This is a genomic window from uncultured Methanobrevibacter sp. (genome assembly GCF_900314615.1).
Lineage (GTDB): Archaea > Methanobacteriota > Methanobacteria > Methanobacteriales > Methanobacteriaceae > Methanocatella.
Map to the genome: position 1 here is coordinate 92,610 of NZ_OMWA01000001.1, position 24,879 is coordinate 117,488.

The 24,879-nt window shown below is 29.1% G+C and carries 26 protein-coding genes; 23 read left to right on the forward strand and 3 right to left on the reverse strand.

Going from position 1 to position 24,879, the window contains the following annotated elements; all coding sequences use genetic code 11:
• Nucleotides 1-89 precede the first annotated feature (89 nt).
• Nucleotides 90-809 carry a radical SAM protein gene (locus QZN33_RS00510; protein ID WP_296788255.1) on the reverse strand — a complete coding sequence of 240 codons (720 nt, stop codon included), beginning with the start codon at nucleotides 807-809 and terminating at the stop codon, nucleotides 90-92.
• A 17-nt stretch (nucleotides 810-826) separates the two neighbouring features.
• On the reverse strand, nucleotides 827-2,224 hold the full coding sequence (locus tag QZN33_RS00515; protein ID WP_296788258.1) for an oligosaccharide flippase family protein: 1,398 nt from the start codon (nucleotides 2,222-2,224) through the stop codon (nucleotides 827-829).
• 428 nt (nucleotides 2,225-2,652) lie between these two features.
• Between QZN33_RS00515 and QZN33_RS00520 the strand changes: the two genes are divergently transcribed.
• The 11 genes from QZN33_RS00520 (at nucleotide 2,653) to QZN33_RS00570 (ending at nucleotide 14,172) form a co-directional block, all read left to right on the forward strand.
• Nucleotides 2,653-4,659, forward strand: a complete 2,007-nt coding sequence (locus tag QZN33_RS00520; RefSeq protein WP_296788262.1) for a pyruvate formate lyase family protein — start codon at nucleotides 2,653-2,655, stop codon at nucleotides 4,657-4,659.
• On the forward strand, nucleotides 4,660-5,622 hold the full coding sequence (locus QZN33_RS00525; protein ID WP_296788268.1) for a hypothetical protein: 963 nt from the start codon (nucleotides 4,660-4,662) through the stop codon (nucleotides 5,620-5,622).
• 240 nt (nucleotides 5,623-5,862) lie between these two features.
• Nucleotides 5,863-6,897, forward strand: a complete 1,035-nt coding sequence (gene neuB, locus QZN33_RS00530) for an N-acetylneuraminate synthase (RefSeq protein ID WP_296788271.1) — start codon at nucleotides 5,863-5,865, stop codon at nucleotides 6,895-6,897.
• Entirely contained in the window at nucleotides 6,879-8,033 is a 1,155-nt protein-coding gene (gene neuC / locus QZN33_RS00535) for a UDP-N-acetylglucosamine 2-epimerase (protein WP_296788274.1), read from the forward strand. Before neuB ends, neuC begins: the two co-directional genes overlap by 19 nt.
• 5 nt (nucleotides 8,034-8,038) lie before the next feature.
• Nucleotides 8,039-9,046, forward strand: a complete 1,008-nt coding sequence (locus QZN33_RS00540) for a Gfo/Idh/MocA family protein (RefSeq protein ID WP_296788276.1) — start codon at nucleotides 8,039-8,041, stop codon at nucleotides 9,044-9,046.
• 1 nt (nucleotide 9,047) lies between these two features.
• On the forward strand, nucleotides 9,048-9,983 hold the full coding sequence (locus tag QZN33_RS00545; RefSeq protein WP_296788279.1) for a Gfo/Idh/MocA family protein: 936 nt from the start codon (nucleotides 9,048-9,050) through the stop codon (nucleotides 9,981-9,983).
• Nucleotides 9,980-10,720, forward strand: coding sequence for a cytidylyltransferase domain-containing protein (locus QZN33_RS00550; protein ID WP_296788281.1), 741 nt, complete (start codon nucleotides 9,980-9,982; stop codon nucleotides 10,718-10,720). The genes QZN33_RS00545 and QZN33_RS00550 overlap by 4 nt, the downstream gene beginning before the upstream one ends.
• A gap of 8 nt (nucleotides 10,721-10,728) precedes the next feature.
• On the forward strand, nucleotides 10,729-11,130 hold the full coding sequence (locus tag QZN33_RS00555; RefSeq protein ID WP_296788283.1) for a DapH/DapD/GlmU-related protein: 402 nt from the start codon (nucleotides 10,729-10,731) through the stop codon (nucleotides 11,128-11,130).
• Nucleotides 11,131-11,238: 108 nt separating this feature from the next.
• Entirely contained in the window at nucleotides 11,239-12,354 is a 1,116-nt protein-coding gene (locus QZN33_RS00560; protein ID WP_296788288.1) for a DegT/DnrJ/EryC1/StrS aminotransferase family protein, read from the forward strand.
• Between the two features lie 8 nt (nucleotides 12,355-12,362).
• A complete protein-coding gene (locus QZN33_RS00565; RefSeq protein WP_296788291.1) occupies nucleotides 12,363-13,343 on the forward strand; it encodes a UDP-N-acetylglucosamine 4,6-dehydratase family protein in 981 nt (326 codons plus the stop codon).
• Nucleotides 13,344-13,371: 28 nt separating this feature from the next.
• The gene (locus QZN33_RS00570) at nucleotides 13,372-14,172 is read left to right on the forward strand and encodes a DUF4422 domain-containing protein (protein WP_296788294.1); all 801 of its coding nucleotides are present in this window, start codon (nucleotides 13,372-13,374) and stop codon (nucleotides 14,170-14,172) included.
• On the opposite strand, the gene QZN33_RS00575 is transcribed toward QZN33_RS00570, so the two are convergent.
• Nucleotides 14,169-15,200: a glycosyltransferase family 52 gene (locus QZN33_RS00575; protein ID WP_296788297.1), complete on the reverse strand. Its 1,032-nt coding sequence runs from the start codon at nucleotides 15,198-15,200 to the stop codon at nucleotides 14,169-14,171. The two genes, QZN33_RS00570 and QZN33_RS00575, sit on opposite strands and share 4 nt — an antisense overlap.
• Before the next feature lie 115 nt (nucleotides 15,201-15,315).
• Between QZN33_RS00575 and QZN33_RS00580 the strand changes: the two genes are divergently transcribed.
• The 12 genes from QZN33_RS00580 (at nucleotide 15,316) to QZN33_RS00635 (ending at nucleotide 24,876) form a co-directional block, all read left to right on the forward strand.
• The gene (locus QZN33_RS00580; protein WP_296788301.1) at nucleotides 15,316-16,023 is read left to right on the forward strand and encodes a class I SAM-dependent methyltransferase; all 708 of its coding nucleotides are present in this window, start codon (nucleotides 15,316-15,318) and stop codon (nucleotides 16,021-16,023) included.
• 10 nt (nucleotides 16,024-16,033) lie between these two features.
• Nucleotides 16,034-17,107 carry an alanine--glyoxylate aminotransferase family protein gene (locus tag QZN33_RS00585; RefSeq protein ID WP_296788305.1) on the forward strand — a complete coding sequence of 358 codons (1,074 nt, stop codon included), beginning with the start codon at nucleotides 16,034-16,036 and terminating at the stop codon, nucleotides 17,105-17,107.
• The gene (locus QZN33_RS00590; protein WP_296788308.1) at nucleotides 17,104-18,432 is read left to right on the forward strand and encodes a Gfo/Idh/MocA family oxidoreductase; all 1,329 of its coding nucleotides are present in this window, start codon (nucleotides 17,104-17,106) and stop codon (nucleotides 18,430-18,432) included. The genes QZN33_RS00585 and QZN33_RS00590 overlap by 4 nt, the downstream gene beginning before the upstream one ends.
• A 15-nt stretch (nucleotides 18,433-18,447) precedes the next feature.
• Nucleotides 18,448-19,272 (forward strand): phosphorylcholine transferase LicD, encoded by an 825-nt coding sequence (locus tag QZN33_RS00595; RefSeq protein ID WP_296788310.1) that lies wholly within the window; start codon nucleotides 18,448-18,450, stop codon nucleotides 19,270-19,272.
• Between the two features lie 42 nt (nucleotides 19,273-19,314).
• On the forward strand, nucleotides 19,315-20,367 hold the full coding sequence (locus tag QZN33_RS00600; protein WP_296788313.1) for a UPF0104 family protein: 1,053 nt from the start codon (nucleotides 19,315-19,317) through the stop codon (nucleotides 20,365-20,367).
• Between the two features lie 150 nt (nucleotides 20,368-20,517).
• Nucleotides 20,518-22,014 carry a sodium-dependent transporter gene (locus QZN33_RS00605; RefSeq protein ID WP_296788316.1) on the forward strand — a complete coding sequence of 499 codons (1,497 nt, stop codon included), beginning with the start codon at nucleotides 20,518-20,520 and terminating at the stop codon, nucleotides 22,012-22,014.
• Nucleotides 22,015-22,419: 405 nt separating this feature from the next.
• On the forward strand, nucleotides 22,420-22,599 hold the full coding sequence (locus tag QZN33_RS00610; RefSeq protein ID WP_296788319.1) for a hypothetical protein: 180 nt from the start codon (nucleotides 22,420-22,422) through the stop codon (nucleotides 22,597-22,599).
• Nucleotides 22,586-22,963, forward strand: a complete 378-nt coding sequence (locus QZN33_RS00615; protein ID WP_296788323.1) for a DUF2283 domain-containing protein — start codon at nucleotides 22,586-22,588, stop codon at nucleotides 22,961-22,963. The genes QZN33_RS00610 and QZN33_RS00615 overlap by 14 nt, the downstream gene beginning before the upstream one ends.
• Before the next feature lie 209 nt (nucleotides 22,964-23,172).
• Nucleotides 23,173-23,544, forward strand: coding sequence for a flagellar protein, FliL (locus QZN33_RS00620; protein ID WP_296788326.1), 372 nt, complete (start codon nucleotides 23,173-23,175; stop codon nucleotides 23,542-23,544).
• Nucleotides 23,541-23,834, forward strand: coding sequence for a hypothetical protein (locus QZN33_RS00625; RefSeq protein WP_296788328.1), 294 nt, complete (start codon nucleotides 23,541-23,543; stop codon nucleotides 23,832-23,834). The genes QZN33_RS00620 and QZN33_RS00625 overlap by 4 nt, the downstream gene beginning before the upstream one ends.
• A gap of 194 nt (nucleotides 23,835-24,028) precedes the next feature.
• Nucleotides 24,029-24,499: a hypothetical protein gene (locus tag QZN33_RS00630; RefSeq protein ID WP_296788331.1), complete on the forward strand. Its 471-nt coding sequence runs from the start codon at nucleotides 24,029-24,031 to the stop codon at nucleotides 24,497-24,499.
• Between the two features lie 26 nt (nucleotides 24,500-24,525).
• Complete coding sequence (locus QZN33_RS00635) at nucleotides 24,526-24,876, forward strand: hypothetical protein (RefSeq protein WP_296788333.1); 351 nt, start codon at nucleotides 24,526-24,528, stop codon at nucleotides 24,874-24,876.
• Nucleotides 24,877-24,879: the final 3 nt, after the last annotated feature.

Genomic DNA, 24,879 nt, shown 5'->3' on the forward strand with positions numbered 1-24,879 from the left:
ATTTTCTACTAATTATTTTAAATTTTATCTTTTTTTTTGATTTAGAAGATATTGCCCAAAGATTTTTTTCAGAATTTGAGTGTTGTTAATTAAATTTCGATAATTTCTGTAGTAGGAATAATTTCTTTTAATTTTTCATAAAATTCTTTAATTTCTCTATCATCTATTTTTTCATAATATTGTTCTTTATTTAAAATATCATATTTTTTTCTTGCGAGATTGTGGAGTTCAAATATCTCTAAATGTTTAGGTTGATAAGTTTTTAGTAAATCTAAAATTAATTTTGTATCTTTAAGGATGAATTTTGTTATTGGTATTCTAAATGTAGTTTTTTTTAAATCAAGTAGTTTTATATTATTTAAATATTGGTCAATTTTTCCTCCAATTACTTTTTTGCAATTTTCATGATTAATCATTTTAATGTCAACAATAAATTCATCACTATATTTTTTAGCAATTTTTAAATATTTTTCAGGAACAAATAGTGCTGTTTCAAAGCAAATATTGATATTTTTATTTTTTAGGGATTTTAAAAGAGGTTCTAAATCATTAATTTGAAGTAGAGGTTCTCCTCCAGAAAAGGTCACTCCACCTCCTGTTTCATAGAATGGTTTGTCTTTAACGATTTCTTGTTCCAATTTCTCCAACGAGATATCATATCCAAATTCTCCTTGGATTTTAGATGAAATACATTCTGGATTAGCACACCATGGACATTTTAAGTTGCAACCTTTAAGAAATACAGTTGTTCTTATTCCTGGACCATCATGGAGTGAAAAATGTTGGATGTTCGTAATTCGTACAGTCATTTTATTGTCCGTAATTGTTAGTTTCTTCCTAAAATCTCTTTTACAATATATTTGTCGTCATCATCAAATACTCTTAAAATGAAAATTGTTACAAAATATATTATTATTCCTACTGGAATAGCTATCCACATATTTAAGTTTAAGAAATATAATGCAATTCCTAATATTACAGATCCGATAATTATTTTTCCAATACTAAAATAAAATCTTTTATCTGGGGATATAATCTGTTTCATAGAGTATAAATATAGGAATAGGAGTAATAAATCAGTCAATACTGTTGTTATTGCAGCTCCATTATATGTGTATTTAGGAATCATAAATAAGTTCAAAACTACATTAAATATTACAGCAATGAAATTGAGTTTTGTCACTGTCATTTCTTTAAATGATGCATTTAAAACGGTTGCTATTGATGCATTGAAGAATACTAAGCAAACTGTCCATATTAATATGGATAAAGGTGTTGAAGCAGCCGCATATTCTCTGCCGAAGAATAAAACAACAATATCTGTTGAATAAAATTGAGTTGCAATAGCAATTGGGATGATGATAAGCATTAGATATTTAGTTGACTTTTCAAAACTAACAGATAACATTTTCTTATCATTTTTAAACATTCTGCTCATTACAGGAAATATAACTGCAGTATAAACTCCATAAAATAAGGTTAAAACAGAAATAAGTCTATAAGTTGCATTATATATTCCTGTTGCATAGTCTCCGGCCATAGGGGTAAGCATAATCATGTCAACGGAATAATATAATGTTGATAGTAAACCCCCTACTGCAAAGGGTATTGCTGCGATTGTTATTTTTTTACAGAATTCTTTGTCGAATTGAATAGTAACTTTTGTAATATGCTTGTTAAGTGCATAAAATATATAAGTTAGTGCAATAATGTTTGAAAGGACATATGCAAAAGTTATTCCAAAAATACCTGTATCTGTAAAAATTACGATGAAAACAAAAAGTAATAATAATGAATTCATTATTGTATTACCAATTGCTTGGTATTTTCCTTCTTCAACAGCTTGAAATGTGCTACTAAATAAACTAAAGAATGATTTAATAATAGATTCTATTGTAAATAGTAATGTAATCTGAATTGTAAGTGGGTTACATTTCATTATTATTAATATAATTAAGGATATTCCAAAATTAAAAGTAGAAAATAAAGATTTTAAAGGAATTGCATTTCCCAGGTAATGATTAGCCGAATCATAATCTGTCGCTACATGTCTGATGATATGGGTTCCAACACCTAAATCATTTAATACCGTTAAAATTCCTGTAAATGATATTGCAAATCCTAAAATCCCGTAATCATTAACTCCTAAGTATTGTGCAATAACGATTGTCCAAATAAACCCACAAATGCTGGCAATTATTTGTGATATTAATAGCCAACTCATATTTTTAAATATTTTTCGCACTTGACTCATAAAATCAACAGTTCTGTATTTTAATTATAAATTTCTTCTAAACGGATAATGTTTATTTTTTAATAATTAAATTAGTTTAAATGTAATATATTTTCTTTATTGAAGTTTGTATAAATAAATTTTTTGTTAATGTTAATATTATAAGATGTTATTGAAATATGACTTAAATTTATTAAAACTAATTTTTGAAAATTATATTTTTTAACTAAAAAATATTCGGTTTTTATTGAATATCTGATTTTAATGGGCAAATTCTTTAAAATTATTTTTTTTTAGTCCGAGTTTATTTTACAAAATTTTATGTATAATGGATAAATAATATAAAATTGATAAATATGATTTCATTATATATTCAAATAGATTTTGATATTTATTTATAAATTGAATTTGGTGTATTTATGGTTAATTTAATACTAAATCTCAAATCAATCCTTTTAAAATTAGGGTTTTTTGAGTATGCAAAAAGAATATTGATTTTTAGGGCTCTGTCAAAAAAATTAGGTAAATACAACTCTGATAATTTTTTTAAGAGATTGCATAATTTTTATGTTCCTTCTATAAAACAGACAAAAGGAAAACAAATACAAAAATTATTTACAAAAATTAATATTAATATTCCAAAAGAAGGATTTATTTTCACATTAGACCCTTGGAAATGTTTATATAATGAAAATGGGACTATAGGAAATATCACTATGGATTATAGTAAAATTTTAAATAATTCTATAGAAGATTTGAAATTAGCCTATAATTCTCAAAATGAATTTACATCAAATCAATTAGATACATTAAAAGCTTTTGAAATTTTAATTGACCGTGAAATTGAAGAATTGAAGTTATCTAACCGTGAAGATAAATATGAATATATAACTTATTTGAAAAATATTAAATTTAAAAAAGCCGAATCATTTAAAGAGGCATTGCAAAGAATTCTATTTTTTAATCAAATTTTATGGCAAACAAATCATTCTTTAAACGGTGTGGGTAGACTTGATTTAATTTTAAATGATTTGTATGAAAAGGATAATATTAGTAAAAAAGAAGCAAATGAACTGATTAAAGATTTTATAATAAAAATTCATAGTTATTATTATTACAAAAGTAATGAACTTGCAGGAGATACTGGTCAAATCATTGTTTTAGGGGGATTAAATGAAGATAATTTTTATTTTCATAATGATTTAACATATTTGTTCATTAATGCTTTAAAAGAACTTAACTTGCCAGATCCAAAAATAATTTTGAGATATTCTGATAAAACACCTGATGATTTGATGGAGCTTGCTGTTGAAACAATGGCTACTGGAATTGGTTCTCCATTATTGTCGAATGATGATGTTGTCATAAAAAATTTAATAAATTTTGGATATGAAAAAGAAGATGCTTATAATTATGTTGTTTCTGCTTGTTGGGAACCTGCACCATTAGGTAAAGGTTTAGAATTAAATAATGTTACTTCTATTATCTTTTTGAAACCATTAAATGCTTTATTAGATAATGAAGATTTATCAAAATATTCAAATTTTAATGAATTTTTTGATGAATATAAAATTTATTTAAAAAATTATCTCAATGAAATTTTAAATCAAATTAACAATTATGTTTGGGAAGAAGACCCTATTATTTCCTTATTCATTGAGAATAATAATAATGATGTATCTAAAGGCAGTGCAATTTATAATAATTATGGATTAACTTCTGTATCATTATCAAATACTGTAAATAGTTTATATAATATCAAAAAATTAGTTTTTGATGATGAAAAATATTCCTTTGAAGAATTAAATGAAAATCGAAAAGCAAATTTTCAAGATGAATTATTATTAAATGAACTTAAATCTCAAAAAAAATTTGGTATGGATGATTCAGAGATTATTAGATTAACTAATGAAGTTACTTGTTTTGTTGATGAGGTTTTCAATAGTAAAAAAACAAAATATGGGGGTAAATTTAAATTTGGATTAAGTGCGCCGAGTTATATAAGTGGATCTTTAGATATTCTAGCATCTTTAGACGGTAGAAAAAATTATGAACCTTTTAATGTGCATATTTCTTTAGATGATAATAAAGATTACATAGAAATCATGCATTTTGCATCTAAACTTGATTATACTAATCATAAATTCAATGGGAATGTTGTGGATTTTATGGTTGCTCCAGATTTCATTGAGAAAAACTTCAAAAAATTTTTAGATTTTCTTAAAATGAGTTTAAATATGGGTGTTTTTCAGATGCAGCTTAATGTAGTTTCATCAAAAATTCTAATCGATGCACAAAAGCATCCAGATAGATATCCTAATTTAATTGTTCGTGTTTGGGGATTTAGTTCTTATTTTAAGGATTTGCCTATTGAATATCAAAACATACTAATTAAACGAGCATGTGATAATGAAAACTTAAATTGAATGATGGTGATTATTATAAATATTGAAAGATTTATGTTAAAATTCATAGATACTGTGTATCCAAAAGTTAATGAACGAATTTCATTTACAAATAATTATGTATTTGAAAATAGGTCTAATAATAAAGATTCTCTATGTATAATTTTAGCAGGATACAAAGAATTTTTATGGGATAATATTTTTGATAGAATTTATAGATTTTCTGAAGATACTATTGATATATGTATTGTTTCATCAGGTTTGTATAGTGAAAAATTAAGTAAAATAGCAGAAGAATATGGATGGTCTTACATTTCTACAAAAAGAAATTCGATTACACAAGCTCAGAATACTGCAATAAAATTGTTCCCAAAGGCTAATTATATTTATAAACTTGATGAAGATATTTTTATAACTAAAAATTTCTTTAAAACTTTAAAAAATACTTATGAATATGTTCAAAACGAAGGGGAGTATGATGTAGGTTTTGTTGCTCCAATTTTACCTATAAATGGGTATTCTCATGTTGTATTATTAAAAAGATTAAATTTAATAAATTATTATGATAAACATTTTGAAAAGGTGAAATATGCTACTGGTGATCATAGAATGATAGAGAATAATCCTGATGTTGCAAAATTTATGTGGGGTGATGGAAAAAATGCAATGATTCCCCATATTGATGATATAAATGAGATGTTACAAAATTCACCATTATCTTATTCTGCAGTACCAATAAGATTTAGTATTGGGGCGATTTTATTTCATAGAAACTTATGGGAAAATATGAAGTATTTTAAAGTAAGGTTAGGAATTGGATTAGGATTAGATGAAAGACAGATTTGTACATATTGTATGATTAATTCAAAAGCAATGATTGTATCTGAAAATAGTTGCGTCGGGCATTTAGGATTTCAAAAACAAAATGAAGATATGAAAAATTATTATCTCAATAATCCTCAAAGATTTGAAATAAAAGATTGAATTAATTCATTGTTTATTAAAATATAAAATTATGGAGAAAATAATTCGTATTAGAGAAAATTTAATAATGAATGAGAATGTATATAGTAAAAACTTTTAAATATTATAAAAAAACATTAAAATGAGGATGTAAAAAATTTAACTAAAGGTTTTTAAACTTATTTTTTTTTTAGTTAATGCATAAAATTAAATTATATTAATAATATATTAGGATATAATGAATTTAATTAGGTTTTTGCTATGATTTTTGATGTTGAAAGTAATAAATCAAATGTTACATCTACATTCATTATTGCTGAAATTGGTGTTAATCATAACGGTAGTGTTGACCTTGCTCGAAAAATGATTAAATCAGCTAGTGATTGTGGTGTTGATGCTGTTAAATTTCAAACTTTTGTAAGTGAAGATTTAGTTAGCAAAAATGCGAAAACTGCAGACTATCAAGAGAAAAATACTAATGAAAATTCTCAACTTGAAATGCTTAAAAAATTGGAATTGTCCTATGATGATTTTTTTGATTTAAAAAAATATGCCGAGGAATGTGGTGTTGTTTTTTTATCTTCTCCTTTTGATATTAAAAGTGTAGATTTATTGGAAAAATTAAATGTTTCTCTTTATAAATTAGGTTCTGGCGAATTAAATAATTTTGAATTAATTGATTATGTTTTAAAAACTAATAAACCTTTAATTTTATCAACAGGTATGGCAACTTTAGATGAAATTAGAGAAACATATGATTATATCTCAAATAAACAGAATTTGATAATTTTACATTGTATAACAGGATATCCAACTTCATTTGAGGAAGCAAATCTTAATTTTATCAAAACCCTTCAAAAAGAATTGGACGTGCCTATTGGATTTTCAGACCATTCTCCAGGTATTGAACTTCCAATTGCAGCTGTTGCATTAGGTGCATGTGTTGTTGAAAAACATTTTACTTTAGATAAAACTCTTGAAGGGCCTGACCATAAGGCATCTTTAAATCCAGAAGAGTTTAAAGCTATGGTAAGTGCTATTAGAAATGTAGAAGTGGCTATGGGAGATGGGATTAGAAAATTCTCCGAAAATGAAAATGAAATTAAAAAAGTTGCAAGAAAAAGCATTATTTTAAATAATGACATTAAAAAAGGAACAGTGCTGGAAAAAGAAATGCTAGTAATAAAACGCCCAGGTACTGGCATTGCACCTAAATTTATTAATGAAATCATTGGTAAATCTGTAAATAAAGATTTAAAATCCAATGATGTTTTAAAATGGGAAGATTTGGAATAATTATGTTAAAAAAAGTTTTATATATTACTGGGACAAGAGCAGATTATGGTTTAATGCATAATACTTTAGAATTATTGGATAAAGATGATGATATTCATTTAGATGTTGCAGTAACAGGCATGCATTTAATGGAAGAGTTTGGATATTCATTAAATGAAATTAAAAAGGATAATTTTATGTTGCATGTCATTAATCAAACCTTCTTAAAAGATAATGAGCAATCAATGTCTGAGTTTATAGGAAATTTAATTGTTGATTTAACTAAATTAATGGTAGATTTAAATCCGGATATTGTGTTGCTATTGGGTGATAGGGGTGAGATGTTAGCTGGAGCTATTGTGGCATCTTATTTGCAAATTCCAGTTGCACATATTCATGGAGGTGATGTTTCATCTACTGTAGATGATTCTGCACGTCATGCTATAACAAAATTATCTAATATTCATTTTCCAGCAACTGAAAAAAGTGCATCAAGAATAAAGCAAATGGGTGAAAATCCAGAAAATATTTTTGTTGTTGGAGCTCCAGGTTTAGATTCTATAATAAAACTTAAAGATAACATTGATGAAAATTACTTAAAAGAAAAATATAATATCAAAAAAGATTTTGTTTTAGTTTTACAGCATCCAGTAAGTCTTGAAGTTGAAGATTCAGCATATCAAATCAAACAAACTTTAGATGCGGTTACTGCTACTGATTATCAAGTTTTATTAGTTTTTCCTAATGCTGATGCCGGTGGAAGGGCAATGATTGAGGTAATTAACCAATATGATGTGGACGCATATAAGAATATTTCTCATGATGATTTTATAGGTCTTTTAGGATTGTCTAGTGCATTAATTGGAAATTCTAGCAGTGGGATTATAGAGTCATCTTCATTTAAATTGCCTGTAATAAATATTGGAACAAGACAATCCGGACGTGAAAAAGCAGAAAATGTAATAGATGTTGATTATGACTCAAATGAAATACTTCAAGCAGTAAATTATATTAAATCTGAAGAATATCAAAACAAGTTGGAAAGCTGTAAAAATCCTTACGGTGAAGGTAAAGCGGGAGAACTAATTTGCAAGATTTTAAAAAAAATTGAAATTAATAACGATTTATTAAATAAAAAATTTATTGAACTAGAGTGAATATTATGGACGTAGGAGTAATTGGTTTAGGATCAATGGGAAAAAGACGAATTAGATTAATTAAAGATAATTTTCCTGAGATAAATGTAGTTGGTATTGATAATAATCTTGAAAGGTGTGATGAAGTGAAATCATTGTTTGGAATTCCAGTATGCAATGATTCTGCAGAATTCTTTAATAATTATAACTTTGATGCAGTTTTTATATCAACCCCTCCATTAACTCACTCAAATATTATTAATCAAGCTTTAAAATCTAATTTAAATGTTTTCACTGAAATTAATTTGGTGAGTGATGGGTATGATGAAAATATAAAATTATCTTCACAAAATGAACTTATTTTATTCTTATCTTCCACACAGCTTTATAGAAAAGAAATTAATTACATTGATTCTGAAGTTAAAAAATCTGATAAAATTACTAATTATATTTATCATATTGGTAATTATCTTCCAGACTGGCATCCTTGGGAAAGTTATAAGAACTTTTTTGTTGGCGATAAAAAAACTAATGGCTGTAGAGAAATTTTAGCTATTGAGTTGCCTTGGATTATTAATGTGTTTGGTGAAATTGAAAAAGTTCATGTTTCAAAAAATAAAATTACTGATTTGGAAATCGATTATCCGGATAGTTTCTTTATTAATATTATCCATAAAAATGGCAGTCGAGGTGTTTTAATTGTTGATTTAGCATCACGTAAAGCTGTTAGGAATTTGGAAATTATTAATGAGGATATTTACTTATCATGGGATGGGACTCCTCATGGTTTTGAAGAATTTGATCTTGAATTAAATGAAATGAAAAAATTGAATTTATATGAAGAAATTTCTAAAGAAAATGATTATAATCAAACAATTATTGAAAATGCTTATTTGGAAGAAATTAAAGATTTTTTCAAGGTTTTATCTGGGGATGTCAAAAAAGGATTGCACTCTTTTGAGGAAGACAAATATATTTTAGATATTATTGATAAAATTGAAGAAATTTCTGATGATGAAGTTTTTGAGGTTTAATATGATTGATTTAAAGATTTGTTTTATTGGAATTGGATCAATTGCTAAACGACATATTTTTAATATTAAAAACTATTTAAATAGTGACTTTAATTGTCAGATTGATGCATATAGGAGCAGTAACTCTTTATTGTCTGAAGATATTTCTCAGTACATAACTAATGAATATCACTGCTATGGGGATGTTCCGAAAGATTATGATGCAATTTTCATTACAAATCCTACAAAACTCCATTATGAAACGTTAAAACTATTTAAAGATAACTCTGATAACTTTTTTATAGAAAAACCTATTGTTTATTCTAATGATTTGGATAAAAATTTTGATGAGTTTGAATCAAAGACATGTTATGTTGCATGCCCTTTAAGACATGGGAGTGTAATTCAATATCTTAAAGAACATCTTGATTTATCTCAGGTAAATAGTGTTAGATCAATCTGTTCCACTTATCTTCCGGAATGGCATCCTGGAGAGGATTACAGAAAATCTTACAGTGCTAAAAAGGAATTGGGTGGTGGAGTAAGCATTGATTTAATTCATGAATGGGATTATTTAACTTACGTATTTGGAATGCCTGATTCTGTAGTAGGTGTTTTAGATAAAGTATCCAGTTTAGAAATCGACACGGAAGACATTGCAATTTACATGGCAAAATATGAGAATATGCTTATAGAATTACATTTGGATTATTTTGGAAGATTTCCAATAAGAGAATTAATGATTTTTAAAGAAGATGAAACTATTATTGGAGATATTTACAATAATAAAGTTATTTTTAAAAATGGAGATAAAATCATTGATTTTAACGAACAACGCAATGATTATCAGGTTGAAGAATTAAAATATTTCTTTAAATTGATTACTGAAAATATGGGTAATATTAATGATATTGAAAATGCATTGAAAGTTATGAAATTAGCTGGTGGAAAATTATGAAATTATTGTTTACAATTTGTGGGAGAGCAGGGTCTAAAGGAATTAAAAATAAAAATGTTAAAAACTTTTTAGATAAGCCTTTAGCATTATATTCATTATCTGTAATTGATTTATACTTAAAAGATTCAAAATATGATGCAGATATTGTTGTAAATACTGACAGTGAAGATTTGATTAATATATTTAATGATAATGATGTTCATCCGGTACAAATAATTGAAAGAACCTCTGATTTGGCAGGAGATAATGTTGCTAAAGTGGATGTTATTCAAAATTGTTTAGAGATAATGGAAGAAAAAAATGGCATTTATGATTTAGTAATTGATTTGGATATTACTTCTCCTCTTAGGACAGTAAAAGATTTGGATGATATGGTTGAAAAGAAATTAAATACGGATTATGATTTGATTTTTTCTGTGACTGATTCTAGAAGAAATCCCTATTTTAACATGGTTATGGAAACCGAACATGGATATGATAGAGTGATTAAGTCTAATTTTAATACACGACAAGAGGCGCCAGTGATTTATGATATGAATGCATCTATTTATGTTTACTCTAGAGAATTCTTACAAAGAAAAGTGGGATTATTTGATGGAAAATGTGGAATTCATAAGATGTTTGACACTGGGGTATTGGATTTGGACCATGAAAATGACATGTTTTTAATGGAAGTTATTGCAAAATATCTTTTTGAAAATAATGAAGAGTTTGCTAAAGTTTACAATAATATTTAGGTGAAATTATGAGTGAAGATAGATTTGATGGCTGGAAAGCTCCTGAAATAAAAGAATGTGAATTAACTAAGTATAATTGGTTGGTTCAAAACAAAGACAATTTGGAATTAGGTTACAAGACTGATATTGGTGCATTTACATATATTAATGCAAAAAATCATGTTGTAATTGAAGATTATGTTCAAATTGGATCTCACTGTTCCATTTATTCAATATCTACTATTGATGATAAGGAAGGGGAAGTAATCTTAAAAGAAAACTGCAGAATCGGAACTCATTCAGTAGTGATGCCTGGAGTTACTGTGGGTAAAAATTCCATTATTGGTGCTTTTAGTTTTGTAACTGAAGATATTCCTGATAATGTTGTTGCTTTCGGCGTTCCGGCTAAAGTAGTGAGAAAAATTGATTAATTGGAAAATTATTTATAATAATTTATATATATTTATTAGTGATTATTTGATTTAAATTTAAAATTCATTGAATTTAAAAGTTATTTTTAGTTTATGTAGGTAGATAAGATGAATGTCCCATTATTTGAAATTTATAATGATGAAGAAGATGTTAAACTAGTTTCCGAACAAATTGCTTCAGGTAAATTTTGGGCTGTTGGCTCAAAGGTTACTGAATTTGAAGACATGATTGCTGATTATATTGGGACAAAACATGCGATAACATTTAATTCAGGCACTTCTGCTTTACACGCTGCTTTACTGGCTCATGGAATTGGAAAAGGTGACGAGGTCATTGTTCCGTCATTTACATTTATTGCTACTGTAAATTCTCCATTGTTTGTAGGAGCAAAACCTATATTTGCAGATATTGAAGAAGAGACTTTAGGATTAAATCCGGAATTAGTTGAAGAAAAAATTACAAAAAATACTAAAGCTATTATTCCGGTTCACTATGGTGGATGTCCATGTAAAATTAAAGAATTAACGGATATTGCTGAAGATAATAATTTAGTACTAATTGAAGATGCTGCAGAAGCTTTTGGTGCTTCTGTTGATGGAAAAAATATTGGTACTTTCGGTGATTCAAATATTTTAAGTTTCTGTCAAAATAAGATTATAACAACTGGTGAAGGTGGAGCGATTGTCACAGATTCTGATGAAATTTATGAAAAATTAAAATTGATTAGGTCTCACGGAAGATTGGAAAGTGGGGACTATTTCTCAACTGTAGGATTATTTGATTATATTGAACTTGGTTTTAACTGGAGAATGTCAAATTTAACTGCAACTTTGGGAATTTCACAAATTAAAAAGGCGGATAAAATCATTGAAATGAGAAAAAATAATGTTGGATATCTTTCTAAAAGAATATTGGAAGAAACAGATGAAATAACTATTCCTGAAGTTCCGCAAGGTTATAATCATGTTTATCAATTATTCTCAGTTTTAGCAAATAAAAGGGATGAATTAATAGATTACTTGTCAGATAATGGAATATCATCTAAAATTTACTTTGATCCTGTTCACAAATCTGAATTTTATAAAAACAGATTAAAATATGATGATGTATTGCCTGTTACTGAGAAAATGCATGAAAAAACAATTACTCTGCCTATGTTTCCTACATTAACAACTGAGCAAATGGATTATATGGCTGATACTATTGGAAAATTCTATAAATAGGTGATTTTATGTTAGATGATTATTATAAAGGAAAAAAAGTTCTTGTTACAGGCGGTTCTGGATCTATTGGTAGAAAAATAGTTGCAGAGTTATTAAAGTATGATGTTGATGTTGTAAGAGTTTTTGATAATAATGAAACTGCTTTATTTGATTTGGAGCAAGATTTGAATTCATCCAAAATAAGGACATTTGTTGGAGATATTAGGGATTTAAAAAGACTTGAAAGGGCTTTTAAGGATATTGATATAATTTTTCATGCAGCTGCTTATAAACATGTTCCTTTATGCGAATATAATCCTATGGATGCTGTAAAAACAAATGTTGGAGGAACTCAAAATATTATTGATGCAGCTATTACCTGTGATGTTGAAAAAGTAATTTTAATCAGTACTGATAAGGCAGTAAATCCTGTAAATGTAATGGGAGCTACAAAATTGCTGGCTGAAAGATTAATGATTTCATCCAATGCATATAGTGGAGCTGATGGAACTAAATTTGCATGTGTCAGATTTGGAAATGTTTTAAACTCAAGAGGATCAGTCATTCCTGTGTTTAAAAAACAAATTAAAAATGGTGGTCCTTTAACTATTACAGATGAGGCAATGACTCGTTTTATTATGCACATTCATGAAGCTGCTAAATTGATTTTAGATGCGGGCAGCATCTCTGAAGGGGGAGAAATATTTATCTTAAAAATGCCTTCTGTTAAAGTAACTGATCTTGCTGAAGCAATGATTGAATATTATGCTCCTAAATATGGTTATTCAGTTGATGATATTGAGGTTGAGATTATTGGAAAGCGTATAGGAGAAAAATTACACGAAGAGCTAATGACTCCAGATGAAATCTTATATGCTGAAGAAACAAATGATTTATTTATTATTAGAAAAGAATTTGTTGAAAATCATCCTAATTTCATTTATGACTCTTCTGAAATTGGCCAATTATCAAAAAATGATATTTTAAATGTTTTATCTGAATTAGAATGATTTTTTTATTATTTAAGGGATTAATATTATGAATCAAAAAATTGAAATATTTATTTTAACTCATAAAAAGTTTGATGAACAATATGATTCAAATTTGTATAAACCTTTATTAAATGGGTCTTGCATGTTGGATGACGATTATGGATACATTAGGGATGATTCTGGAGAAAATATCTCAAATTTAAATAAATATTTCGCGGAGTTCACTGGTCAATTTTGGGCTTGGAAGAATTCGGATGCTGATATAATAGGTTTTTGCCATTACCGTCGTTGGTTTGTTAGAAATTTAAAATTTGATAAATTAACAAAAAAGGACATAATTAATGATTTATCCAAATTTGATATTATTCTTCCTCAGAAAAGAAGATTAAACGGTACTGTTTCGGAAGTTATTCAAGATAGTTTAAAAATTAATCCTGATTATGGTGTGAAATATGAAGATTATTTGATTTTAGGTGAAACAATAAAAGAGGATTTTCCGGAGTATTACACCTCATTTCAGAAAGTGATGAATAGTAAAAGCGCTTATTATAATACTATGTTTATATCTAATAAAAAATTGGCGGATAATTATTTCAAATGGCTTTTTGATATTTTTAAAAAGGTCTTTGATAAAATTGATCTTTCTAAATATCCTAAAAATAATAAAAGAGTATTTGGATTTTTTGGTGAAATTTTATTGAATGTATATGTTTTAAATAATAATCTAAAAATTAAAGAACATTATATTTTGTTTAATGATAGAAAGTTTCCTGTTTTTGATGTCTTATGTCGCAGATTTCCAAAATTAGTGTCTGTTGAAACTAGGTTAGTTTCTTTATTGTCTTAATTTTTTTCATTAATCAATTTAATCAATTCTTCTCTTAGTTTTTTTAATCTTTCATTTTTCAATTCACCTTGATAAATATATATTTCAGAATTCTTGAAGTTTAATAAGGCTGTTGAAATTGCGGAACAAACGACTGTTGGATTAATATTTATTAAATTTAATAATTCGATTGGAAAATGTTTATCAATAACTTTTATGTTTGGATAAATCTTTGTATAATCCTTTTCATCTCTTGGATGAGGTTTTATGATTATCTCATAATCTGAAAATTTGTCGATAAATTCATCATAGATTTTTAATTCATCCTCATAAGTTGCTAAATTATCTTCACTCAAAGGTTGGGATAAGATTAATGCAGTTTTTCCATCAAAATTAATGTTAGCAACATTGACGTTGAATATATCTAAAATTTCATTCTGTTCGTTGTCAGTTAAGTTATTCCATTTTTTTTCAATGTCAATTACTTCAACTTTATCTTTAATTAATGGATGATTAAATTCACGTGTTAAATAAACAGTTTTTATATTTTTATGGCTTCCTAACGCCTCATTGGCATTTAAAAAGTAAATGCCGCATAAATGGAGAATTTTGTCAATTATCGGATTTATTTTATGGGTTTCACAGATGTTTGGATTGTAATTTTGAAGCCCATCTTCAATGATATTTGAATTTTCATTTTCATAAAACATGTATGAAAAAGGTGTTTGTGCATGTCCGTATATATCAATCTCTTTATTACATGTTTTAATGAAGAATAATATTCTTAATTTAATATATCCATAGAAATATCTGCAGTATCCAAGTACATTTTGGAAAATCCCTTTAATTGAATCTGTTGAATACATTTTAGCACCATATCGGAATGCAACAGGAGGCATTTGAATATGGGGGATATTTTTTGATACTTCTTTTGGAAACCATGCAGTAAATATAAAAATATCATTCTCATTGTATCCTTTGATTAACAAATATAAGAAAAATGAATATACTGTTGTAACTAGACATACATTTTTATGTTCTTTAGACATGTTTATCCCTATTGTTATTAAAATTAAATTTTATCAATACTAAATTATTTAAACAATTATTTATATAATTTATTTTAAATTTATTTAAATTTAAATTTATTCTAGGAGTTTTATAATGGTAAGATTATACGGTGATAATGAGGATATTAACTCTGATAAAGTTAAAAACTTTTTTGCAGATAGGGCTAATCGTGAGTTGGAAAGTGATTTATCAATTGTTTTATTCCAGGATAAGGAAAATTCCGAACAAAGACATATTGAAGAAAAAAAATTATTACATGAACACATTGATGTAACCGGTAAAAAAGTTCTTGAAGTCGGCTGCGGAATCGGCCGTTGGGTTGAAGCATTATATGATAAATGCGAATCATACCTCGGAATTGATTATACTGAAGATTTAATTGAAATAGCTGAAAAAACTTATGACTATGACAACTGCAAGTTCCAGGTCATGTCTGCAACAGATATTGATGAAGATAAACTTTTAATTGAACCTCCATTTGATATTATTATTTTCAGCGGAGTTTTAATGTACATTAACGATGAAGATATAAAACTTGTTTTTGAAGAATTGAACCGTGTAGGTGCTGATGATAAAAAATTATTCATAATGGAGCCTGTTTCTCATATTGAATCAAGATTAACTCTTAAAGATTTCTATTCTGAAGGTTTGGAAGCAGATTATAATGCCATATACAGAACTAAAGATGAATATATGGAATTATTCAAAGGTTTGAATTATAATAATGTATTTTCAGATGACCTTTTTAAAGATTTAAGCGATCATAGTGAAACCCACTATATGTTTTTCGTAATTGAATAAGTGTGATATCATGTTAAATTTTACTGTTGGTCCTGTAATGAGTAGTGATGAAGTTTTAAGAATTGGTGGTGAGCAAACTCCATATTTCAGAAATGATGAATTTTCAGAGGTAATGTTTGAAAATGAGAAATTAATGACGGAATTTGTATATGCCGGTGAAAATTCAAGGACTGTTTTCATCACAGGTTCTGGAACTGCTGCCATGGAAGCTACAGTAATGAATGTATTTTCGGCTGAAGATAAGGTTTTGGTTGTAAATGGTGGTGGATTCGGTCAGCGTTTTGCTGATTTATGCAAAATCCACAATATTCCTTTTGAAGACATTAAACTTGACTTTGGCCAGGATTTAACACAAGATATTTTAAATCAATACTCTGATAAGGGATTCACCGGATTTTTGGTAAATATCTGCGAAACCAGTTCTGGAGTTCATTATGATTTGGATTTAATCAGCGATTTCTGCAATAAGAATGATATATTTTTAGTGGTGGATGCAATAAGCTCTTTTCTTGCAGATCCAATTAACATGAAAGAACAAAATATCAACGCATTTATAACAGGTTCACAAAAAGCACTTGCCTGTCCTCCTGGAGTTTCAATAGTTGTTCTAGATGAAAAAGCACTGGAAAGAGTTGAAAAAAATCCTGTCAAATCAATGTATTTTGACCTTAAGGATGCTCTTAAAAATGGTGAGCGAGGCCAAACTCCATTTACTCCTGCAGTAACTATTCTGCTTCAGATAAATGCAAGATTGAAAGAAATCAAAGCTCGAGGTGGGGTAGAAGCAGAAATTAAAAGAATCTCAAATTTAGCAGAAGATTTCCGCTCAAGAATTGAAGATTTGCCTTTGGAGATAAAATGCAAAAATTTAGGTAACGCAGTAACCAGTGTTTACACAAATTCATCTGCAAATGAAATCGTAAACACATTAAAAAAAGAGTATTCCATCTGGGTAAATCCAAGCGGAGGAGAAGTTGCTGATAAAATGTTTAGAGTAGGCCATATTGGTGATTTATCAATTCAGGATAACGACAAACTCATCGAAGCATTGCATGACTTAGAAAAAAGAGGAATACTAAAATGATTAAAGTAATAACCTACGGAACTTATGATTTGTTCCATTACGGCCATCAAAGACTCCTTGAACGAGCAAAAGAATTGGGTGATTATCTGATTGTGGGAGTTACAGCAGATGATTTTGACAAACAAAGAGGAAAAATCAATGTTAAACAGTCATTGATGGAGAGAATAGAATCCGTCAGAGCAACCGGACTGGCAGATGAAATAATAATTGAGGAATATGAAGGCCAAAAAATAGACGATATCAAAAGATACGGAGTAGATATATTCACCGTAGGTTCCGATTGGGTAGGTCACTTTGATTATCTAAAAGATTACTGCGATGTCATATACTTGGAGAGAACAGAAGGAGTATCAAGTTCCGATATCCGTTCCAAAAACAGAGGCGTTAATTTGGGTTTAATTGGTGAAGGTAATGTCTTAAAGAAGTTTTATGATGAATCCAAGTATGTCAATGGAATCAATGTTAATGCAATTTTTATAAGCAATGACTCTGAAAAGGAAGTTTATGAAAATGACTCTTTATTTTTAACTCACAGTTATGATGATTTGTTGAATGTGGTTGATGCGGTATTTATCATATCTCATCCCTCAAAACATTATGAGCATATTAAAAAAGCTTTAAATGCCGGAAAACATGTGCTGTGTGAGTCTCCAATAACATTAAACGAATCTGAATATGTTGAATTGGAAAAGTTAGCTAATGAGAAAAATCTGATTTTAATGGATTCTATCAAAACTGCTTATTCAACAGCATATAACAGATTATTGCTTTTACTTAAAGGTGGAAATATTGGGGACATCTACTCTGTAGATGCAACATGCACCAGTTTAAGAGAATTTGATGATAATTCATGGAACAGTATTACTTCATGGGCTCCTACTGCATTATTACCAATATTTCAGATTTTAGGCGTAAACTACAATGACATGACAATTAATTCACTGCTTTTAGATGATAAATCTAATTTTGATTTGTTTACCAAAATTGATTTTCAATATGATAATGCAGTTGCATCAATAAAAGTTGCAAACAGTGTTAAATCAGAGGGTGAACTTATAATTTCGGGTTCTGAAGGTTATGCATATGTTCCTGCACCTTGGTGGAAAACTGATTATTTTGAGTTAAGATATGAAAATCAGGAAGACAATAGAAAGTATTTCTATCAGTTGGACGGTGAAGGAATAAGATATGAACTTGTTGCCTTTGCAAAATCTATTGAACTTGGAAAAAATAATACATATATTGACTCAGAAGTTTCAAAAGCAATCTGTAGGGTTATGCAGGATTTTGAAAATAATAATTTCAATATTATTAAAAAATATTAATTTTTTGGGGATTTTATGACCAATCAGGATGAAGAGACTCTTAATCATATTAAAGAAATCGAATATATGATTTTAAAGGATTTCATTGAAATCTGTGATAATAATGATATCGAATATTACCTGATTTACGGAACACAAATCGGTGCGATTAGGCATCAGGGTTTCATTCCGTGGGATGATGATATTGATGTTATATTATTTAGGAAGGATTACGAAAAATTCCTGAAGGTCATGGAGGAAAATCCTTCAGATAAATACACTATTTTTGATTCAAGATATGATGATGAATATTTCTTCCAGTTTGGCAGAATGTCATTGAACGGTACTTATTGGGCAGAATATTGGGATAAACAGGTTTCATTTAAACTTGGAATCCACATAGATTTATTTATATTGGATAATCTCCCTGATAATAATCTTAAAAGAAAATTACATATTCAGAGATGCTATTATCTTGCAAGGTTATATTCAATTTCAGTTTTAAGATTTGACAACTATTCCAAAGTTCTAAATGTAATTTTAAATTTAACTCATAGCTTGATTAATGTATTACGTTTATCTCCAAAATATTTTCAAAAAAAGCTATATAAACTGTTTACAAAATATGAAAACAGCAGCAGCGGAAAGTATGTTACAGATTTGACATTGATGGAAAAGGTTACTTTTAAAAAAGAGGATTATAAACCTCCTAAAAAGGCTCAATTTGAAGATATTGTAGCAAATATTCCTAATGATGATTACAATACTTTAACTCCGATTTATGGAGATTATATGCAGCTTCCGCCCGAAGAAGACCGTGTTGCACATATTCTAAATGAAATTGATTTCGGCCCGTATTAATAATCAATAATTATATAAAAAATAACTGAATAAATTTTAATCATGGATAAAAAATCAGCATTTTTCATCATACTAAGTATTGTAATTCTTGCAGTAATGCTTTATTTTATAGGAATTGACAAGCTAATTGATGCAATTGAAGATGCCAATCTTTTAATATTGGGAGTAGCTGTCCTAATTCAGATTGGAACCTATTTCTTATATACATACCGCTGGCAGATAGTCAACAGTATTGCAGATATAAACGTCAGCTTTAAAAAACTCCTGCCGATTGTAATGGTGGGGCTTGCTGTTAACAACATCACACCGTCCGGACGTGGCGGAGGTGAACCTGTAAGGGCATACATTTTAGCTAAAGAACACGGTTATGATTTAAAAGAGACTTTCGCAACCGTTATTGCTGATAGAATGCTTGACACTTTTCCGTTTATTGTTTTAGCAATCATCACAATCATTGCAACTGTCCTATACTTTGATTTCCCGATGTGGCTTGAAGTCATTCTTGTCCTTTCAGTAATAGCTATCGTAATTATTCTGGGGATGCTGATTTACATGTGCATCAATGAAGGCTTTGGAGTTAGAGTCGAAAATCTCATTTTCAAGCTGACCCACAGATTCTACAAGAAAGGCTCTGAAAACCTTAAAATAAAAATCCATGAAAACATTTCAGGTTTTCAGGACACTATGAAAATGCTTATTTCAGACAGAAAACTCTTCTACTATACCATTCCGCTTTCATTTCTGATTTGGGTTTTTGAAATCCTAAGAGTTTATGTGGTATTTCTGGCATTCGGTGCAACACTCAATGTAATCGTCATCGGTGAAGTATTTATCCTTGCTTCTCTTGTCGGTATGATTCCGCTTTTACCGGGCGGTCTTGGTGCAGTTGACGGTTTGATGATGGGACTTTATTCAAGGGCAGGCTGTCCTCAGGGTCTTGCAGGACCTGTAACTTTAGTCGAAAGGCTAATATCATTCTGGATGGCATCAATAATAGGACTTGTAATTCTTCCGCATTACGGATCTTCAGTTCTTGAAAAGATTTCCATTGGAAATTCCGCCGAAGAGCTTGATAATTCAATTAATGAAGAATAGTTTTCTATTTATATTTTTTTATTTATTTTATTTTAATGAACTGTTTATTCATTTTTACCTATTTTTTTTAAACAATTCCATTTTTAAGGCAAATATAAAGCTTTTTAACCTTTCAATGATAAAGATATTTAACATAATTTATATAGGAAAATGGAAATTATGGCAGACAAAAATGAATGGGGCAGTAACCTGTCATTCATATTGGCAATGATCGGTTCTGCCGTTGGACTTGGAAATATTTGGAGATACCCGTACGTACTTTACTCTAACGGTGGGGGAGCATTCTACATCCCTTATATCGTGGCTATTCTTTTGATGGGAATTCCATTTTTGATTTTAGAGTATGGTGTTGGATACAATTTCAAATCTTCCTTTGCAAAGGCTGCAAGAAAGATCAACTCCAAATTTGAGTATTTAGGCTGGCTTTTACCAGTTGCTGTTTTTATGATTATGATTTACTACTCAGCTATTCTCGGCTGGGATGGAATATACATTATTTTAAGTTTCTTTAAAGGATGGGGAGCAGATCCGAACACTTACTTTACAACTACTTTGCTTCAGGCTTCCTCATCATACACAGGACTTTTGAATTTCATTCCTATTATTGCAGTTGCAATGCTTGTCGGTTGGGTAATTATCTGGTTTATATCTCACAGAGACCTTGAATCAGGTTTAGGTAAGGTGTCAAAGGTTTTAGTACCAGCACTATTTATAATTATGGTTATTATTGTCGGATTTTCACTGACATTGCCCGGCGCTTCTGTTGGACTTGCCGAACTCTTCCATCCGGACTGGTCACTATTGGGCAATTTTGAAATCTGGATGGCTGCATTCGGACAGATTATATTCTCATTGAGTTTAGGAATGTCAATTGCTTTTACTTATGCAAGCTATACAAAAGACGATGCGGATCTGATTACAAATACTATTTCAATTGCTTTTGCAAACTCTCTTTTTGAAAACTTTGCAGCATTGGGTGTATTTTCAATTCTCGGTTACATGTCCATGCAGTCCGGAACTGCAGTAGCTGACCTTGTAACACAGGGAACAGGACTTGTATTTATCGTATATCCTACAGTATTCAATGTTTTAGGTCAGTGGGCATATGTTTTAGGACCGCTGTTTTTCTTGACAGTTTATCTTGCAGGTCTTACAAGTATCTTATCAACAATTGAACCTTTATCCTTTTCAATCCAGAACAAGTTTGGACTCACAAGAAAAAGGACAATGACTATTTTAATCATCGTCGGTGCTTTGATTTCAATGGTTTATGCAACTTCATTCGGTGGAGACTTTTTAGGTTATGTTGATACATTCATCAACCAGATTGCACTTCTTTTAGGTGTTATCATTGAGTGCATACTCTTTGCATGGGTATTCAAGGCAGATAAACTCATTGACTTTTTAAACAAAAGATCAAAAACAATCAAGGTCGGCGGATGGTGGCTTGTTATTGTCAAGTATATTCTTCCGATATTTTTATCAGTTGTGTGGATCGGCGGAATGTTTGATGTTATTGCTGGGGGAACAATGGAACAGCTTGTATTTACACTTTTAACAGCAATGCTTTTATTTGGCGCTACACTGGTATTTACAATTTTACCTGCCAAAAACCCGGACTGGGATAATGCTGAAGAGAGAGTTTAAACTTTAAGTTAGATTTTTATCTAACTTTTTACTTTTTTTTTTTAATTAAATTGCTTTCATTGCGTAAAATTGTTTTTATTGTGTAAAATTGCTTTTCGAGTTTAGTAAAGTTTAAATACTAGTCATATCTATGTTTAATCATACAGTAGCACTTCAATAAGTATTAAAACTGATTTTTAACAGATTTTTAATTGAAGTTTTAAATCAAATTTAATATTTGGCCATATATTATGCTTTGATTTTAATAAATCGAAGAGGTATAATATGTTAGATTATACTATTGAGGATGCAAGAGAATATTGAAATCTTTTGATAGTTCTGAATTGAGATTGGATAGTCATGTATTGGATAATTGGTTTGAAAGAGATATAAATTGATTATATTTTTGAATGTTTAAATGATAAAATGCTTTTAAGTATTTCAAAAACAATGGAAAATCGTTTTAAATTAATTTATCCTCATGAAACTGTTAAATCACAGGATTTGTATATAATTATTGGGATTGATGACTTTGAAAGAATAACTGTTAAAACAGCTTATTCATTTTCTAAAACCAGGAGGCAAAGAGAACATGAGAGAAAATAACATTCAGGAAGTAATATGCAGATATGATGTTGCATCCGATATTTTAGGCGTTAAATCAAATAAAAAGTTTGAATATCGTGAAACTATTGAAATGGATGATGGTTTACTCTTGGATTTTGATGTTGATAATGTTCCGGTATCTTTAGAAATACTGGATGCTTCAAAAAGATTTAATCTTCCTTGCGAAAGTTTAAATAATATTGTCTTTTTTAAAATGGAAGTCTGTATAGAAGATAAATCCATTTCTCTAAAAGCTATTTTAGGTGTTTTAGTTGATAATGTTGAAAATATTCAAGACATTGAGTCATTCACAAGCAATCATAATCATTATCCAAATGGGATTAGTGAATTGGCTTTAATTTAGAAAAAACAGAATTTAAGGATATCTCATTACCATTAAGCATAATAAATGCCGACCATCAAACCCAGAATGCATAACAGTAGTATCAGAAGTATTGCTGTATCTTTCATATCCATGCTTTTAATTTTGTTGTTTGTAATATATAAAATGATAGAAAAGTTTTTTAACAATAACATTCAAACTAACAAAAGCAACTTAAAAGAGGTGATAATATGAAAGGCTTTATTGTAGTCGTTTTAGGCATTATTGCCGCACTATTGATTGTCGGCGGTGCTGTAGCCTACTCTTTTATGAATGAATTAGGTGTTAATATGGAAGATATCGATTCAAATACAATAGACAAAATAAAAGATAAAGTAAGTAATGTTGCATCTTCTGAAAGTTCAGATTCACCGTCTGCCTCATCATCAGAGGGCAGCAACATTGTAGATGAAGTAGTGAAATTCAACGCTCAAAACGGTGAAGGATATTACCGTGAAGTGACCTACTCCGACGGAGGATTCAGACAGTATGACACAGAATCCGGCGATCTGATAGGTTCATCCTATGATTCCGACAAGGATAAGCTTCCAAGCTTAGAATGATTGAAATGATACTGAAGGATTTGTTAAATCATTTTGAAATCGAAGAGGAATTTCCAGATTATCTTTTAAATCAAAGATTCAATGAGGTCTTTTTGGACGGAGACTTCACAAAAAAAGACAATAATTATGAAATAGTGATTACCACAAGACAGAATGTCACTCATCATATGTATCTAAAACCTGATGATGACTTTCCGGTCATAATAATGTCGGAGCTTCCGAACGGCTCTCTAAACGGGATGAAGTTTGGCCGAAGCGAAGATGACGTGGCATACATCAATGAACTGTAATTGCTATTATTTTTTTCTATTTTTTAAATTGCTTTTATTTAATAAAATTGACTTGTTTTTATTTAATTGTTTTAATCGGCTTAAATTGCTCTTATTTGATACTTAACCATTTTTATATTAGGTTAATCAATCTATAATTGTGTTTAAACATGTTTTCTGGGGCCTGGATTAAAATAATTAAAATCTTGGTAAAAATGACTAGTAAGCTCTCCGGTGAAGACGAAACCTACAAATACATATTCAAAAAGCTGGGTGTTCGTTTTTACACAAAATTAGGCTATGATGCTGAGTCAATTAAATTTAAAAACGTTGAACTGGTTCCATTGGCTCCCGATAACAGATATATGGATATCTTCATCGAAGTTGATGGAAAATATAACAGCAATGTTGAACTGCAATCATCGCCAGTGTATGATTCCAAAATGGAAGATATGTACAAATATCGCATATATTCCCAATCTGAAGATGGCATGCCGTTTAAAACATGTGTTTTTGCAACATATAATCCGAAGCATGGGATTGATAACATAGAAATTGACGGAGATATCAATTTTCATCCGGATTTCTACTATGCGAAAAACCAAATTGCAGAGGAAGTTTTAAATGTTTTGAACATAAAGTTAATAACAGGATTCCTCTTCTCGACACAGAAGCAATTGATTTGATAATCCTGCCGGATATGGGACATGACTTGGATATTAAGAAATTGCTTGAACGCTCTTCAGGATTGCTTGTAAATGCGGTAATTGAAGATGCAGACTTCCATTTGGATTTAATAGAATGTCAAAAGAAGATGCTGCAAAGATTTTTGAAAGTGGCAGACAGAAGTGAGGTGGAAAAAATGTTAAAATTTAAAGCCGAAGATTATGGCATCGAACCTAATGTAACGGGTATTGAAGAAGAAATCAATCTGGCTTATCTTGATGGTGAACGTGAAGGTAAACTTTCTATTGTTCGTAATCTTATTAAGTTAGGTTCTGATGATGAATTCATTTCAAAAGTCACAGGTCTTGATTTGGATAAAATCAGGTCTCTTAGATGAATG